Annotated in this window: 15 protein-coding genes; 4 read left to right on the top strand and 11 right to left on the bottom strand. The window is 46.8% G+C overall.

Going from position 1 to position 15001, the window contains the following annotated elements; translation table 11 throughout:
- Positions 1 to 36 precede the first annotated feature (36 nt).
- Positions 37 to 261 (top strand): hypothetical protein, encoded by a 225-nt coding sequence (locus LCM00_RS04505; RefSeq protein ID WP_224898324.1) that lies wholly within the window; start codon positions 37 to 39, stop codon positions 259 to 261.
- A 116-nt stretch (positions 262 to 377) separates the two neighbouring features.
- Here the strand turns inward: LCM00_RS04505 and trmB are convergent, their stop codons facing one another.
- Positions 378 to 1016: a tRNA (guanosine(46)-N7)-methyltransferase TrmB gene (gene trmB / locus LCM00_RS04500; RefSeq protein ID WP_224898322.1), complete on the bottom strand. Its 639-nt coding sequence runs from the start codon at positions 1014 to 1016 to the stop codon at positions 378 to 380.
- A 281-nt stretch (positions 1017 to 1297) separates the two neighbouring features.
- Here trmB and LCM00_RS04495 point away from each other — a divergent pair, with 281 nt between their 5' ends.
- Together LCM00_RS04495 and LCM00_RS04490 are read left to right on the top strand one after the other, a co-directional pair.
- Positions 1298 to 1477 carry a hypothetical protein gene (locus LCM00_RS04495; RefSeq protein WP_224898319.1) on the top strand — a complete coding sequence of 60 codons (180 nt, stop codon included), beginning with the start codon at positions 1298 to 1300 and terminating at the stop codon, positions 1475 to 1477.
- A 112-nt stretch (positions 1478 to 1589) separates the two neighbouring features.
- Positions 1590 to 1868 (top strand): YtzH-like family protein, encoded by a 279-nt coding sequence (locus LCM00_RS04490; RefSeq protein ID WP_009795233.1) that lies wholly within the window; start codon positions 1590 to 1592, stop codon positions 1866 to 1868.
- Here the strand turns inward: LCM00_RS04490 and LCM00_RS04485 are convergent.
- From LCM00_RS04485 to thpR, 4 genes are all read right to left on the bottom strand, one after another.
- Entirely contained in the window at positions 1865 to 2644 is a 780-nt protein-coding gene (locus LCM00_RS04485) for a phosphotransferase family protein (protein WP_224898317.1), read from the bottom strand. The two genes, LCM00_RS04490 and LCM00_RS04485, sit on opposite strands and share 4 nt — an antisense overlap.
- 367 nt (positions 2645 to 3011) lie before the next feature.
- Positions 3012 to 5147, bottom strand: coding sequence for a type I pullulanase (pulA, locus tag LCM00_RS04480; protein WP_224898315.1), 2136 nt, complete (start codon positions 5145 to 5147; stop codon positions 3012 to 3014).
- A 194-nt stretch (positions 5148 to 5341) separates the two neighbouring features.
- Positions 5342 to 6301, bottom strand: a complete 960-nt coding sequence (locus LCM00_RS04475; protein WP_224898313.1) for an NERD domain-containing protein — start codon at positions 6299 to 6301, stop codon at positions 5342 to 5344.
- Between the two features lie 29 nt (positions 6302 to 6330).
- Entirely contained in the window at positions 6331 to 6888 is a 558-nt protein-coding gene (gene thpR, locus LCM00_RS04470; protein ID WP_224898311.1) for an RNA 2',3'-cyclic phosphodiesterase, read from the bottom strand.
- Positions 6889 to 7116: 228 nt separating this feature from the next.
- Here thpR and cysK point away from each other — a divergent pair, with 228 nt between their 5' ends.
- Positions 7117 to 8049, top strand: coding sequence for a cysteine synthase A (cysK, locus tag LCM00_RS04465; protein WP_224898309.1), 933 nt, complete (start codon positions 7117 to 7119; stop codon positions 8047 to 8049).
- 81 nt (positions 8050 to 8130) lie between these two features.
- Here the strand turns inward: cysK and dat are convergent, their stop codons facing one another.
- The 6 genes from dat to LCM00_RS04435 form a co-directional block, all read right to left on the bottom strand.
- Complete coding sequence (gene dat, locus LCM00_RS04460) at positions 8131 to 9006, bottom strand: D-amino-acid transaminase (protein ID WP_224898307.1); 876 nt, start codon at positions 9004 to 9006, stop codon at positions 8131 to 8133.
- A 44-nt stretch (positions 9007 to 9050) separates the two neighbouring features.
- Complete coding sequence (gene pepV, locus LCM00_RS04455) at positions 9051 to 10469, bottom strand: dipeptidase PepV (protein ID WP_224898305.1); 1419 nt, start codon at positions 10467 to 10469, stop codon at positions 9051 to 9053.
- Between the two features lie 104 nt (positions 10470 to 10573).
- Positions 10574 to 11761 carry an ABC transporter permease gene (locus LCM00_RS04450; protein ID WP_224898303.1) on the bottom strand — a complete coding sequence of 396 codons (1188 nt, stop codon included), beginning with the start codon at positions 11759 to 11761 and terminating at the stop codon, positions 10574 to 10576.
- Positions 11754 to 12467: an ABC transporter ATP-binding protein gene (locus LCM00_RS04445; RefSeq protein WP_224898301.1), complete on the bottom strand. Its 714-nt coding sequence runs from the start codon at positions 12465 to 12467 to the stop codon at positions 11754 to 11756. Before LCM00_RS04445 ends, LCM00_RS04450 begins: the two co-directional genes overlap by 8 nt.
- A gap of 52 nt (positions 12468 to 12519) precedes the next feature.
- A complete protein-coding gene (locus LCM00_RS04440) occupies positions 12520 to 13248 on the bottom strand; it encodes an MOSC domain-containing protein (protein WP_224898299.1) in 729 nt (242 codons plus the stop codon).
- A gap of 134 nt (positions 13249 to 13382) precedes the next feature.
- Positions 13383 to 14678, bottom strand: coding sequence for a M48 family metallopeptidase (locus LCM00_RS04435; protein ID WP_224898297.1), 1296 nt, complete (start codon positions 14676 to 14678; stop codon positions 13383 to 13385).
- Positions 14679 to 15001 lie beyond the last annotated feature (323 nt).

The following is a 15001-nucleotide window of genomic DNA, read 5'->3' as shown; positions in this document are numbered from 1 at the left end:
GCATAAAATAAGATACAACAGAATTATTGAAATGTATTGAAATTAGGAAGATTTTTGGTTTTATCTTTAAAAAACTTAGTTGCATTCCCAAGGTTATTGAACCTGTTAATTGGAGTGGAAGGCACGCAGACTCCTGCGGGAAGTAGCGGCAAGGCTGAGACCCCGCATGAGCGTAGCGAAGAGGAGGCTCAGCGTCGCCCCGCGGAAAGCGAAGTGCCTGGAACGGAAATTAACAGCCCATTTAAAAAGCTAAACAAATGAACAATTGTTGTGGCCTTTCACAGTAAATCCTAAAAAACATAACCAAAGAAGGAGTACGAAATATCCGTACTCCTTTTGTCTATACCAAAGCCGCCCGCGAGCAGCTTTCTGCAATTTTATTGATATCTCACTTCAGAGCGGTAGATTCTGCTGCCTCTGCCGGAGAATTTTTCTTCGTATTCGGTCATGATATTGCCTTCATAGCCGCTGTTGTGAAGGTCGAGGCTGACGTAGGTGAGGAGGAGTCCGTATTCGGAGAAGCTTGTCAGTGAATATTCGAACAGTCCCTGGTTGTCAGTCTTGAAATGGATTTCCCCTTGATCCACAAGGATGCTTTTGTAGACATCAAGAAAGCTTTTGAATGTGAGCCTTCTTTTTTCATGCCGGGTCTTTGGCCAAGGGTCTGAGAAATTAAGATAAACCCTGTCTACGTCCCCTTTATTAAAATACTCTGCCAGGTTTTTGGCATTGGCATTCATCAGCTTCAGATTGGGAAGTTCTTCTTCGATAAGCTTATCAAGAGCAGTAACGATGACGCTTTCTGCCAATTCTATTCCGATATAGTTGATATGAGGATTGGCCTTAGCCATCCCGGTGATGAACCGGCCTTTCCCTGTACCTATCTCAATATGGAGAGGCTGGTCTGCCCCAAATACTTCAGCCCATTTTCCTTTATGCTGATCCGGCTCCAGTATGACATATTGCGGATGCTGCATTAATTTATCTTTAGCCCAAGGCTTGTTTCTTTGTCTCATGAGGACACCCCTAAATAATAATATCGTTCAAACAATACCATGCCTTCCCAATCGATGCAACCCTCGTTCAGGAAGGATCGGGGAGCATATGGCCGCATATGTAAGGGCACTGTCTGTTAAAGCGTGTTCATCTTATGATACCGGAAATATCTCCTATATATCACACGAGAATGCGTTTTTCATTTATGGGATGTTTTGTTAAGGTTTTAAGAGTGTACGCGAACGGGAAAAACGCCGCCTGGCAGGCTTTTCCTCCAGGCATAAAAAGGAGCTGAATTAGCATGAGAAAATTGATTGAGACAGGATTGGAAATAGCCGTCCTTTTAGTTATAGGCATTATGTTCCTTGGCTACAGTGTGACTGTCTACCCTTATGAGAAGCTTAGAAACAGAAAATGGACACAGAAAGTCAGATCAAAGAGGCAGAGACTTTATATTGGCAAGCCTGTCAACCATGCATAAACGATAAGCTATGAATAATAAAAAAAAGGAATTCACAAGATAAATGTGAATTCCTTTTTTTGTTGGAGCCCTCAATCCCATTCATGTACAAATAGAAAGGATGCTGAATCATATGCCGCTGTGCCATACGGATCAATTAACCCTGCTGAGGGATATATTAAGCAGTCATCAGACAGACTGCTGCGGATCGGTTTCAGAGTGTGAACAATTGGAGCGTTTGGTGAAATCCCTCATGGTCAACGCAAATATTGGCCAGGAGGTCAGGACAGTGCTGGAGCAGATTTACAGCTACAGTCAAAATGGCGCAGGCTCTTCCAATCTCGACGGCCATATAGAGCTGCACCAGCAGGAGCTCTCCCAGTGGGTAGAGAGCATTGACCAGCTTTCCTAGCCCAGGTCAAGCTCCTTGAGGAACTGGATCCACCTATCCATTTCTTCATATCTTCCCTTGCTTTTATGCCATTGAATCGAAGTCAGAGTCTGGGCAGCCACATACCATTTCATGCGAAGGGCAAGGGAGGGTGTCAATTCCATGCCATACCGCTCCAGCCAGGAATTCCACTTTTCGCGGGGGATGTACCAGTATAAGAGCATCCCGAGATCAATGGCGGGATCGGCAATCATCGCTCCATCCCAATCAATCAGATACAGCTGGTCGTTCTCTGTGAGCAGCCAGTTGTTATGATTGACGTCGCAATGGCAGACGACCATATCTTCACAGCAGATATTCCCCTTCTCTTCTTCAAGGAACCCGAGGGCCTTCCTGACAGCATCCAGTCTGCTGATTTCTTCATCCAGCTCTTCTGTGACCGCGTTCAGTATGGCTTCTGGCTTCAGCGGGGACTTTCCCAGCCTGCTGAGCATCCCAAGGAGGGGCCTGGAGTCATGGATTTTCTTGAGAAGCCTGGCTACCCGTTCATCTTCCATATCCCCCGGCTTCAATTCCCTTCCGGCAAGCCATTGCTGGGCTGTTATAACATCCCCATTTTCAAGCCTTTTTGTCCACACAAGCTTTGGAACAATTCCTTCTGCTGACAAAACAGCGAGAAATGGCGAAGAATTCCGCTTCAAGAATAATTGCTGCTCTTCATGCTGGGCAAAAAATGCTTCACCTGTCGCTCCTCCGGCAGGAACTATCTCCCAATCTTGTCCAAATAAATGTTCCAAAATTGTTCACCTACAATGTTTTTCTGCAAATTAAATGCGAATAAGGAAGGTGCAAGGCCCGCATCTCAGCCAGTCCTTCTGCAGTCTCCCCTTTATATATGCGTGTCTGCACAAGAAAGCAAAGTCTGCTCCCTGTCCATTCCGCCGCTAATTGATTAAAGGACTTTTGTATAAAAAAGCAAAGTAAAATAAAAAAAAGCTATTGAAGCAAATGTCCTGCAATAGCTATCTTATAAATTTTATCTCTTAGCGTGTTTTCTAGTCAAGTCAATCAGAGATAAAAACAGTATTTTATTATAATGATTTCTTTTTAATTTTAATGGTTTGATCCCGAATCAGCCCCGGGCGTGCAAAAGGGCAGCTCCTTTCACCTTCTGGCAAGGATCAGCAGGCTGCATGGGGCAATTCTTACAGCCCCCGAGTTCACAGTATTCACCGGTTCTGCACCCGCCGCGTCTCCGTCCGCCAAAACTTCCCATTCTCCTTCTGCAGTGAGCGTCCGCTCCTCCCAGGAAGGATTGAAGCATACCCTGATGGAATCATAGCCCCCGAATTCCCTGATATCCTGCAGCTCGAATGCAATCATCGGTTCTTCTGCCTGGATGAACTGCATATGCTTCCTGACCAGGTCTGTGCTGTGAAAGCGGAAAGCTTTGATTTTTTTCCTTATGTCAATCAGCCCTTTTATATAATTCACATTATCCTGATAGTGAAGGCGGCGCTCCCAATCAAGCCAGTTGATCTCATTTGGCGACCGATAGCTGTTGCCGTCCCCGTTTTTTGTCCTGAAAAATTCCTGTCCGCTGTGAAGGAAAGGGATCCCCTGTGCAAGGATGACCATTGCCGTCGCAAGCCGGTGGTGCTTCTGCTTGAATTCCTCTCCCTCTTCAGGGAAACATGCGCCAAGCTTATCCCATAGTGTATGGTTATCATGCGATTCGGCATAGTTCACAGACTGCCCAGGTGAACGGAAGAGTGCCTTTTTGCCCATTCCGATGCTTCCGGCAAGAACCTGTTTCGCATCCTCGCGGTAATGTGTATTTCCGAGTGCATAGCCTTTATCATACATATTGAATGTGCTTCCCTTAATAGAATCCCTGAACCAGTCATTGAACTGGCCGATCCTCTCGAGCTTGGCCTGGTTGCGCAGATTGGCCTTCTGTTCCTGCGGGAGAGGAGTGTTAAGGTCCCACCCCTCTCCGATGACGAGGATATGCCTGCCGGCTTCATCTGCAGCTTTCCTGACCTCTTTCATCGTCCCGACATCCAGGATTCCCATCAGATCAAAGCGCAGACCGTCAATTTTATATTCATGCAGCCAGAACTTTACGGAATCGATGATGAACTTTCCCGCCATTCTCCTCTCAGAGGCAAAGTCATTGCCTACCCCGGTTCCGTTTGAAGGCATCCCGAACTCATCATGCCGGAAGTAATAGCCGGGTACAAGCTTTTCAAAATCGGATGTTTCCCTGATATAAACATGGTTGTACACAGCGTCCATTATGACCCGCAGCCCCTGAGAATGGACAGCTGAAATCAAGTCCTTCAATTCGCGGATCCGCAAATACGGGTTTTCCGGGTCCTCGGAATAGCTGCCATCAGGCGCGTTGAAGTGGAGCGGGTTATAGCCCCAGTTATAATCCGACTTTTCCCCAAGCTCATCCACCCCAGCAAAATCATGGAATGGGAGAAATTCGATATGAGTTGCCCCAAGCTCCTTCACATAGGAAAGGCCGGTCGAACAGCCGTCAGGCCCCTTTGTACCCAGCTCTGCCGCGCCCCGGTATGTGCCTTTTTTATCCGCACCGCTCCCGGGATGGATGGTAAAGTCCCTGATATGGGTTTCGTATATGACCGCATCTGTATCATGTTCCAGCTGCGGAAGCTCATGTTCAGATATCTTTATTTTCCCGGGACTTGCAACGACGGCTTTCTCCCCATTGGCCGTAAGTGCGGCAGCATATGGGTCTGCAGCCTCCCGCCACTCAAGATCGATGCATACCTTATAAGAATAGGCATGAAGCTCAAGATCTCCCTCGGCACAATAGGACCAGACCCCATAATCCCCTCTTTCCATCGCATATTCCGTAATTCCCTTCCCGGGATCCTCTATCGACAGCCTGGCTTGAGTGGCAGTAGGGGCCCATAGCTTGAACAGCGTCTGTTCTTCTGTATAAAAGCACCCGAGGCTCCCTCCATAATAATATTTCTCATCAAATGCCTCTGTCCGGATAACAGATCCGATCTGAAGGTCTGTCTTCCCCCCATGTTCATCATGAATCCAGCAGGTTGTTCCGAGATCCAGATCACCTTCAAAGGTGCAAATATATTTAATCTCCTCTTCCAGTTCCTGCCGTTCTTTAATAATTAGCTCCTTCTTCCCATCCAGGCCTGAAAGAGCAAATTCAGAACAGCTGCCATTGTAATAAGAACGGGGAAGCAGGATGGCAATGATATTCAATTCATCAAGATACGCATGGTACATCCGTTCCACTGTGATCATCGTCTCACTCCGCTTCTCTTCTCGGCTATCCTCCGAGTACTTCCTTATTACCTGTAATACAGGCTGCCCCAAACCTTGCCCAGGGCATTTTTTAAGGCTGGCTAAACAGCGTTTTACACGAATGAGCCAGAATTCCTCATAAAACACTAACAAAACCTTTAGAAAGCTGCCCGGGCATATATTTTTTGGCAGCCTTATTCCGATTCTCCCCATTCCGGACGTTTCACACAGGTTGTCTGGCAATATTGCAGGAGGATCTGCGCGCTTTTAAGCTGGATATGCTTGATGGGGGATGTGTTATTCCTCATAGCTTCAAACCATTCCTCGAATCCCCGCTTCTCAATCAGCTCCACCCCATATGGCACATTCGGATAATCAAAATAGCCTTTCCGGCTTACTAATACTTTATGTACCGGGAAATCGATTTCATACATTTGAAAAATGCTCTTTACAATTTTTTCTGTCCGGTCCAGGGCGATGAGCGGATTCAGTATTTTCTTTTCTTCCTTTCCTGTCCTTTTTAACCAGAAATGCTCCTTGGAACCGATGAAAACAGCCTGCTCATCTTCTTCCATAAAGGAAAGGCAATATGCCCCAGTCGGCGTAATAAAGACCGATTCTGCCTCCACAGGCGCTTTTTTCAAACGGAATACAGGCTTATAAAGGAGCAGATAGGTGTCCGGAAAACGCTGAAGGAGGAAGCGGAGCTCGGGATTATAGAAAAAAGATCTTTGAACAAATGATTTTTCCATGATGGTCGAGCTCGCCCACTTCATTTGAAATTTAAAAAGCTGATCCAGGAATTGCTGCTTCAATTCGTCTGCCGTATCCGGCCTTGAGGCAAACTGAGGATCAAATTCGAGCTTCTCTTCCACTTCCTTTTCTGGAACCGGCAGCTGTTCAGGCTCCTCCGGCTTCCTTTTCATGCTGAATATTCCCTTGATCCTCTCTGACAGGGGCTGCTTTTCTTCCAGCTTCCAATCATCTGCTGCTTCTCCCGGTTCAGGGCCGAAAAACCGCCCATCGTTTTTTTCCCATGCGTCCAAAAGCTGACTCCACCGCTGCTTTTTCAATCGGACATATCTGGAAGGATATAAAAAGATATCCTGTTCATAGCGTGAAATATAATCCTGTAGCTTTATTAACTGTCCCATTCCCTCTGCCTTCCTTGTTTCCTTGTATTTTATTTCAGTGTATAAACCTCGATTGCTTCGTATTTAGGACTTCTATCCATATGCGTCTGATATAAAACCACTTCTGCGGCAGGAAATGAGATTCTTTCTGTTAAAAAAGATTCATTTTCCAAAAGGGCCGGGTCAAAAGGGCTGCTGCCTGCCCACTTCCTTGCCAGAGTGATATGCGGCTTAAAAGGCCGGGTTTCCAGCTGAAAGCCTGCTTCTGTACAGGCATCAAATACTTTCTGCCTTACCTCGGCAAGCCTGGGCCCGGCAGCTGTGTCCGCCCAAAAGATCCTTGGCTGATCCGGCTTTCCGAAGACACCGAACTTTGAGGTGGAAAGGCTGAAGGCCTCTTCTTCCCGTAGCGCTTTCCTGACAAGGCCTGCTGCATGCTGCAGCTTGTCCTTCCCTGCATTGCCAAGGAAGGCCAGAGTAATATGATAATCCAGATAATGGACCCATTTCTGAAATTCAAGCATTTCTGCTGCCGCTCCGCATTTCTGCTTCAGTCTTTCTTTAGCATCATCAGGCAGCCGTACAGCAAAAAAATAATGTGTTTGCATCCCTAAAACGCCCTTTCCATGACATTTCTATTTATTTTAACAAAATTTGTACTTCCGGGAACAAAAAGCTGCCGGATAATCCTTAAGATTTGATAGCCTTCCCTCCTTTTAGGTATGATTATGGGGCACAGTATAAAAAGAAAATCATTTAGTTCCCCTCCTTTTGCATGAGATTTGCTGAAGGAATGCAAAATAGCTTTATTATTATTTTTGGAAAGGAAGAGTTTTATGAAGGTTGTAGATAACCTGTCTGACTTGATTGGCGACACGCCGCTCGTGAAGCTGAACAGGCTGGCTCCAGAGAATGGGGCAGCCATTTATGCTAAGCTCGAATTTTACAACCCGAGCAAAAGCGTCAAAGATCGGGCAGCTTTTAATATGATCATTAAAGCAGAGGAAGAAGGAAGGCTGAAAGAGGGCTCGACCATCATTGAGCCTACAAGCGGGAATACGGGGATCGGCCTTGCGATGAATGCAGCAGCACGCGGCTATAAGGCCATCCTTGTCATGCCTGACACAATGACCCTCGAACGGATCAATCTGCTGAAAGCGTATGGGGCGGAAGTGGTCCTCACACCGGGTGATGAAAAGATGCCGGGATCGATCAAAAAAGCGCTGGAGCTTGCAGAGGAAATCCCGGACAGCTTTGTCCCGATGCAGTTTGATAACGAAGCAAACCCTGATGCCCACAGAACATCAACCGCACTTGAAATCATTGATGGGATGGAACAGATTGGAAAGCCCCTGTCTGCTTTCGTCGCAACTGCAGGCACAGGCGGAACGATCACCGGAACCGGAGAGGTGCTGAAAGAGAAATATCCGGGTCTTGAGGTCCACGTTGTCGAACCGAAGGGCTCTCCAGTCCTTTCAGGAGGGAAGCCAGGGAAGCATAAGCTTGTCGGTACCAGCCCCGGCTTTATCCCTGAAATCCTTAATCAGGATGTTTACGATGAAATCCACCAGATCAAGGACGAAGAAGCTTATGACACTACAAGGAGGCTCGCCAGGGAGGAAGGTATCCTTGTCGGCCCTTCCTCAGGGGCAGCCTGCTTTGCGGCCATTGAAGTCGCCAAAAGGCTCACACCGGAAGATGTTGTCGTCTTCATCGTCTGTGATACCGGGGAAAGATACCTTTCCAGCGACCTGTTCCGATTTGAGTAAGATGAAGTAAATGACTGAAACAGCTTTATATGAAAAGAAACCGGCCAAGCCTCCCGATCTGGAGTGCCTGGCCGGTTTTTTTCAGCTGTTCAAAGCACCGGTTTGAATGCTTCCGCATTCCTTTTCAATTTTTTCAAGGAAAAGGCCCTGCAGCTTCTGCGTCAGCTTTCCTGTCTTTCCGTCCTTTACAGGGCTGCCGTCGATCCCGACGACCGGCATCACTTCAGCCGTTGTGCTGGAAATGAAGATCTCATCTGCACCCAGGAGTTCATCAATCGTGAAAGTCTTCTCCTCATAAGGGATATCATTCTCCCGGGAAATCTCGAGCACTTTTTGCCGTGATATCCCGTTAAGGATGAAATTATCAGCCGGATGTGTCACCAGTTTGCCTTCGCTTACGATGAAGACATTAGATGAGCTGCCCTCGGTCACTATATCTCCCCTGTGCTGGATGGCTTCAAAGCAGCCGGACTGGGCCGCCTTCTGCTTGGCCAGCAGATTGCCGAGCAGGTTAAGGCTTTTAATATCGCAGCGGAGCCAGCGGATATCTTCAGTCAGGATAGCTTTGATTCCGGATTTCATATTATCCTCCGGCCGCGCGGCTTCACGGGTATAGGCCACGAAAGCAGCAGGGACGTCACCGCCGGGAAAGGCGTGGTTCCTTGGTGAAATGCCCCTTGAATACTGAAGGTAGACTGTTCCGAAATCAATTTTGTTTTTCCCGATCAGCTCCTCCAGTTTTGTTTTGAGCTCTTCCTTTGTATAACCAGGGTTCAGTCCGATCTTTTCGCAGCTTTCAGACAGCCTGTTCAGGTGGCCCTCAGCTGTAAACATTTTGCCGTTATATACTCTGATTACCTCATAGACACCATCGCCAAACTGATAGCCTCTGTCTTCAATGTCAACCTTGGCATCCTTGCGTTCGATCAATTCCCCATTCAGGATTGCATATTCCACTTCAGTTCCTCCCCTATACAATATTCAGCCTATGCTTTTTCTTTTTACTTCGCCAGCTCGTAAATAGCCTGGGCATAGATGGCTGCAGCTTTCACCAGGTCCTCAATAAACATATATTCATCCTTTTGGTGGGCAATGTCCTCCCTGTCAGGGAATAATGGGCCAAAAGCGACACCTGCCTTTAGCGAACGGGCATACGTTCCTCCGCCGATCGAGATGAGCTTGGCTTCATCTCCAGTCTGCTCCTCATACACTTTTTTCAGCGTCTGGATAAGGAAAGTATCTTCATCCACATGATGCGGCTTGGAATCTGTAAAGTTTTCGAGGCGGAAACCTTCTTTTCCAGCGGCAGCCATGACGGTTTCCTTGGTTAAGGCCATATCATTGGTGACAGGATAGCGGAGATTCAATCCAAGCCGTCCGCCTTCTGCCTGTGTATAGCTCATCTTGCCAAGATTAATGGTCAGATCGCCTGTGATATCGTCAGAGCAGGCCGCTCCAAGCTGCCTGCCGCGTGAATCCTTAAAGAAATAGCGGTCAGCAAAGCTGAAAAATTGGGCTGCCTTTGAATCAATCGAAAGCTCTGAAAGGAATTTCGCTAAATATAAGCCCGCATTCTTCCCATTATCAGGCTCCATTCCATGTGCAGAAATTCCTTCAACCTCAAGAATCAACTCACCATTATCTACATGATAGCTGCCCTTCAGGTCATGCTGCTTCTGGAAATCGACAAACCGCTGCAGCACCTCTGTCTGTTCATGATGGACAAGCAGGGATGCTTTAGCATAGTCAGGGACCATGTTGTATCTTCGGCCAGACTGGAAAGAAGCAACTTCTGCTTTGACATCGCCATCCTGGTTTTCTGCCGTGCTTTCCTGAACAAGGTCAAAGTCGGAAATCCCTTTTTCTGCATAGATGATCGGAAAATCAGCATCAGGGGCAAAACCGATATCGGGCATCTGCTCGTGCTTAAAATAATGGTCCACACAGCGCCAGTCGCTTTCTTCGTCCGTGCCGACAATCATCCGCACTTTTTTGCTTAGCGGCAGTCCCAGCTCCTTGACTATTTTCATAGCATAATAAGCGGCCATCGTAGGCCCTTTATCATCAAGCGCCCCGCGTGCAAATATCTTTCCATCCCTTATTTCTGCAGCAAAAGGATCGCTTGTCCATCCGTCACCTTCAGGAACAACATCGACATGGCAAAGGATCCCGACGATTTCTTCTCCATTTCCAAATTCAATATGTCCTGCAACATTGCCGGTGTTTTTCACAGAGAATCCGTCCTTGCTGCCCAGCTCCAGCATAAAATCCAGTGCTTCTTTGACTTCTTTTCCCAGAGGGGCATCTTCAGTCGCATTTTCCTCATCAAGGATGCTCCTGATTTGCAGAAGCTTCTGGGTGTCAGCCAGGAAAGCCGGCTCCCGTTCTTCTATTTCTTTCTGCCAATCAATGTTTTTCATCGTAATCCTCCTTATGTATATTCCGGAAACAGCCAGGCTGCTGCCGGAATAATAAAACCACCTTCGCTCTTCCATTATAAATCATCTCAAAGAAAAACCTTAAATCAAAGAGAAGGGCTGCCAGCAGGCATCTGGCCTGTCAGCCAAAGTCCTCCCGCTGCCGCCAGTATAACAAGAATGACGGACAGAAGAAAGAGAACCCATACCGCTTTGGACCGTGCCGAAAAATAAGCATCCCTTTCACCATATTTCTTGGTGAGAGGATGGGAGATAGTGATTTTCCCCCAGATCATCTGCAGCCACGAAAACATCATGATAAGGAAGCCGATGGCTATGACCGTTTTTAACCAGATAGGCGGAATGATGACTATCGCTGCCACTGCAGGTGATATGATTTTCAAATAGTTTGCCCAATAAGACGGGCTGCGCAGGAATACTTTAATAAAAACTTCCAGAAATCCGGCGGAGACTGTCCTATTCCTGAATATCCTTTTTGAATGCCGGAACAAAAAAGGCTTTTTTCTTACTGTGGAAGGCGAAGGCATCTCTACCTCATAGGAAAGCTGGAAAATCAGACCTGTATATTTGACTCTTTCTTCCCTCTCAAATGCCGCTTCACTATCAAAGGCAGACGTTTTTGGCAGAATCCTGCTATACAGGAATATTCCCAGGGCAAGCAGCAGGAACGCAGTCATATTAAAGAGCAGCAGATTTCCCCCGAGCCACAAGGCAAAAATCAGCTGGACCACCCAGCTTAGCAGCACAAAGCTTCCAAGATTGGATAATACCCTTAAAAACTTCCCTTCTATCTTTCTCAGTTTTTGCTTCAGCCACATTATAAACACTCTGCAGGAAAAGAAAAACAGGAAATAGGAAACGGCATATAGCATTGTAAAGCCGTAATGCCCCATGAAAAAGGGAAGCAGCAGAATGGCTATCAAGGCTGCCTGGCACGCTCCGGCCAGAAGAGAATAGAGGAAAGCTCCTTTTTTAAGTCCAAAATAAAGCTTCCTGTTTTTTATAAGAAATACTTTATCCGCCTCTTGGATAAAGGTTCGGTAATGGCCGCCCCATGAGGCTATATAGCCTGGAAGGAACAGGAAAACTGCCGGCACCATTGAGATCCACCCGGGCATTTCTGTCCACCAGGACCTGTATATGAAAAAAGAGATGACTGCTGCAGGAACCGCCACATAAAGAATGATGGTCCAGTCCGCAATTGATTTGAAGACGCTGTACTGGTATTTCCATTCTGCCGAAAGCCTTTTAAAAAGGAGCTTGCTGCTAGTCATTTTCATGCTCCTCTGAATACTTGTGGAAGCAGTCAAACAGCGACCCGCCAGGCAAACCGCATTTCTGCCTGATTTCATCCATGGTCCCAGATGCCGCGACCCTGCCTTTATTAATGATTATAAACCTGTCGCAAACCTTTTCGGCAGTGTCCAGAACATGGGTCGACATCAAAATGCCTGCACCCTTCTGGCGCTCCTTTTCGACTGATTCCAGGAAAAGCCTGGTTGCATTTGGATCCAGGCCGATGAAAGGCTCATCAATGATATATAGAGAAGGATTGATGATCATGGAGAGGACCAGCATGGCCTTCTGCTGCATTCCTTTTGAATATGTATGGGGATAATCATGTGCATAGTCTGCCAGCTTATAAATCTCCAGCAGCCTCTCCGCCTGCTTCCTGTATTCCTGATCGCTGAGCTCTTCAACTGCAGCGATAAAGTCGAGATGCTCCCATAATGTAAGTTCGTCATAAAAGATGGGCCGCTCGGGAACATAAGAGTATTTGATCCCTTCATTAAAAATGGTTTCTCCTTCTGTATATTCCATCAGGCCAAGAATCGTTTTAATGGTTGTGCTCTTTCCTGCACCATTCGCCCCGATAAGGCCGATCAGCTCTCCTGAATGGACTTCAAATTGAATATCCTGCAGATATGGCGCCTCTTTGCTGTATCCCGCCTGTTTTATTTGCGCTGTTAATAGTTTCATTGTTTTCCCTCCCGATATATATACGGAGAAGAGAAGGGAAAAGTTTCCTCGATCAATCTGCAAGATAGATTGCATCACCTGTTCGGATCAAGCCTGTACTCAATACTGAAGCATAGATACCGAAATGATTGTTCCTTTCTTTGGCAACCATTTTCAGAAGGCTGGCATCCTTACCGGCATCCTCCGGATCGACTGTAATGATCTGGCATCTTTCACAATGCCGCTTAATCCTGATAGCCGATCCTCCGCTGCCGATGATCAGCTTTTTTCCAAACCAGCTTTCTTCTGCAAAGGGAACAGACCCTTCAATATCAACGATTATATTGGGCCGGAAGCGCCGGTGGTCCACTTCCCTGCCCAGCATTTCACCGAGTTTTTTCAATGAAGCGGCAGAAACCAGCTGGAGATGCTCCTCTTCTATGGGACCTAAAGGTACACTCTTTGGCGAGTATTGGATCAGCTCAGTTTTTACGCCTGTAAGGTTTTCTAAATATTCCCGTATGCGAGAGTCGCCCCATTTGACGCTGCTTCCATCAGGCATCCTGATGATGACTGCCGGAAACATGTTATCCTGTTCCTTTCCTGAAAAACACGCCGAAAATGTTGCCATTTCAGGAGCCTGGGTAATGGTCAGGAATCTTCCAGGCCTCGACGTGTCCAGGAAAGCATGGCTCCTGTCTCCATATAACCCGTAAGGCATCAGCCGCGTCTCTGCCACACTTTCACCGCCAAAGGATTTGACAGGGTGCCTGATGATTTCTTTAATCGTTCCCACTTTCATGCATCTCTCCCCTTTCCCGCTGCTTTTTTTCATATTATAGCACGGTGTTTGTTCAGACAGCAGAGAGCACTTAATTGTAAAATTCATGGATAAGCACCAAAAAACGCTGCTGAATTCTTCAGCAGCGTGCTTTCTTATTCATAATATGGCTTAAGCACTTCCAATACTTCAAGGTTTTCGTATTCCAGAGCATAATCATAGGCTGTCATGCCCTCCGCATCTGTAAATAACGGGTCTGCCCCATATTCCAGAAGCAATTCAGCCATACTGGCATCATCTGCAAAAACCGCGCTCATTAAAGGGGTTGTGTCATAAACATCCAATGTATTCGGATCAGCTCCGTGTTCTGCCAGGAGCCGGGCGGCATCTGCCTGTCCGCTGTACACGGCCCAGTGCAGGGCAGTGGATCCTTCACTGTCAGCAGCATTGATGTCAGCCCCATCGCCAATCTGGCTTTCAATAGAGGCGAGGTCATTTGTCTCTGCAGCCTCCATCAGAGAGGTGATTCCTTCCACCTCTTCTGCTTGTCCATCCATTGGAACATCTGAGAGTAAAGCAAGATTTTCGATTCCTTTAATGCCGAACCAGAGCCCGGTTCCGGCTAGGATCAGAAAGAGTGCAGCAGCGATAGAACCAATCCAGACGGTACTTCGCTTCTCTTTAAGCACCAATGCCGTTTCCGGGGCAAAAAACTGGGCCAGTGCATGCAGCCTTTTCGGAAGATGCGGATGGGTGGACAGCTTTTCATTCAGCCAGATGAAAAAGCCCTGCTCCGACTCAATCTGTTCCATATAGGTTTCCTGGTCGACCTTCTTATATAATTCTTTCCCGATGGCAAGCATTGTCAGCGCGTTCCTGGAAGCTTCATAAGAATCAGTATAGTAGGCGGCATAGCGGTCACAGGTATACTCGCAAGCTCTTAAATACGCATTTCCCAAGAATGGCACCCACAAGGCAGGCAATAGGAGGAAGCTTACAGTCACATGCCTTCGTTTCAGATGGGCAAACTCGTGGGCAAGTACAAACAGTACCTCCTTCTCCGCTTTCTGCTCAATTAATTCAAAAATACCAGAATACAGCACCACCATATTTTTTCTGAAAAACCTGGATGCAAAAGCATTGAGAACCCCTTCGGATTCCACAATATAAATATCAGGAACTTTCGCCAGCCCCATCTCCCCGGCCACTGAAACCGCCTTTCCATACAGCTCAGGGAATTGCTTTTCCCCAAGCTTTACACCGTTCCTGCGGATTCCGCCCATCATCAGCCCGTGGAGAATGATTGTGGCAGCCAGCAAAATGGCCAGCATGATAATGCCAATAATAGTTATAGATAATAGCAAATACGTAAGGATGCCGAATAAAATGACAAAAGCAAAATACAGGCTTTCTTTTCTGTGAACGAGCTGTTCACGCAATGACTGATCCAATAGTTTTCCAATCCTTTCGGTTATCTATATCAAGTACTCATTGATTATAATGAAATTCCCCCATTGGTAATACAGGCTATAAGACCTATTCAGCAAAATACCAATATATACATATGCCACTGCAATTAAGCATAAGGTTATAAGGAAGCCAGGCAGCCTGCGGACTCTTACATGGAACCCATGCCCCGTTGAAAATGCGGCCGGCTCCGCCCAAGTTGTATTAATCTTTTGTAAATTCAAGTATTAAAGTAGCATTATCAAGCAAGAAAGAGTACAATTATTGTAGAAGTATGACATCTAGAACATTCTTTAATGATTAGAAA

The organism is Bacillus infantis (assembly GCF_020171945.1).
GTDB lineage: Bacteria > Bacillota > Bacilli > Bacillales > Cytobacillaceae > Bacillus_AB > Bacillus_AB infantis_A.
Note: the sequence above shows the minus strand (reverse complement) of the source record. Positions and strands in the feature narration are given on the sequence as shown.

Coding starts and splice junctions, on each gene's coding strand:
- pulA (WP_224898315.1), bottom strand. CDS start 5,147: ATGATCACAGTGGAACGGATGTACCATGCGTATCTTGATGAATTGAAT.
- LCM00_RS04440 (WP_224898299.1), bottom strand. CDS start 13,248: ATGAAAGTGGGAACGATTAAAGAAATCATCAGGCACCCTGTCAAATCC.
- LCM00_RS04475 (WP_224898313.1), bottom strand. CDS start 6,301: ATGGGACAGTTAATAAAGCTACAGGATTATATTTCACGCTATGAACAG.
- LCM00_RS04495 (WP_224898319.1), top strand. CDS start 1,298: ATGAGAAAATTGATTGAGACAGGATTGGAAATAGCCGTCCTTTTAGTT.
- cysK (WP_224898309.1), top strand. CDS start 7,117: ATGAAGGTTGTAGATAACCTGTCTGACTTGATTGGCGACACGCCGCTC.
- thpR (WP_224898311.1), bottom strand. CDS start 6,888: ATGCAAACACATTATTTTTTTGCTGTACGGCTGCCTGATGATGCTAAA.
- trmB (WP_224898322.1), bottom strand. CDS start 1,016: ATGAGACAAAGAAACAAGCCTTGGGCTAAAGATAAATTAATGCAGCAT.
- pepV (WP_224898305.1), bottom strand. CDS start 10,469: ATGAAAAACATTGATTGGCAGAAAGAAATAGAAGAACGGGAGCCGGCT.
- LCM00_RS04490 (WP_009795233.1), top strand. CDS start 1,590: ATGCCGCTGTGCCATACGGATCAATTAACCCTGCTGAGGGATATATTA.
- LCM00_RS04450 (WP_224898303.1), bottom strand. CDS start 11,761: ATGACTAGCAGCAAGCTCCTTTTTAAAAGGCTTTCGGCAGAATGGAAA.
- LCM00_RS04445 (WP_224898301.1), bottom strand. CDS start 12,467: ATGAAACTATTAACAGCGCAAATAAAACAGGCGGGATACAGCAAAGAG.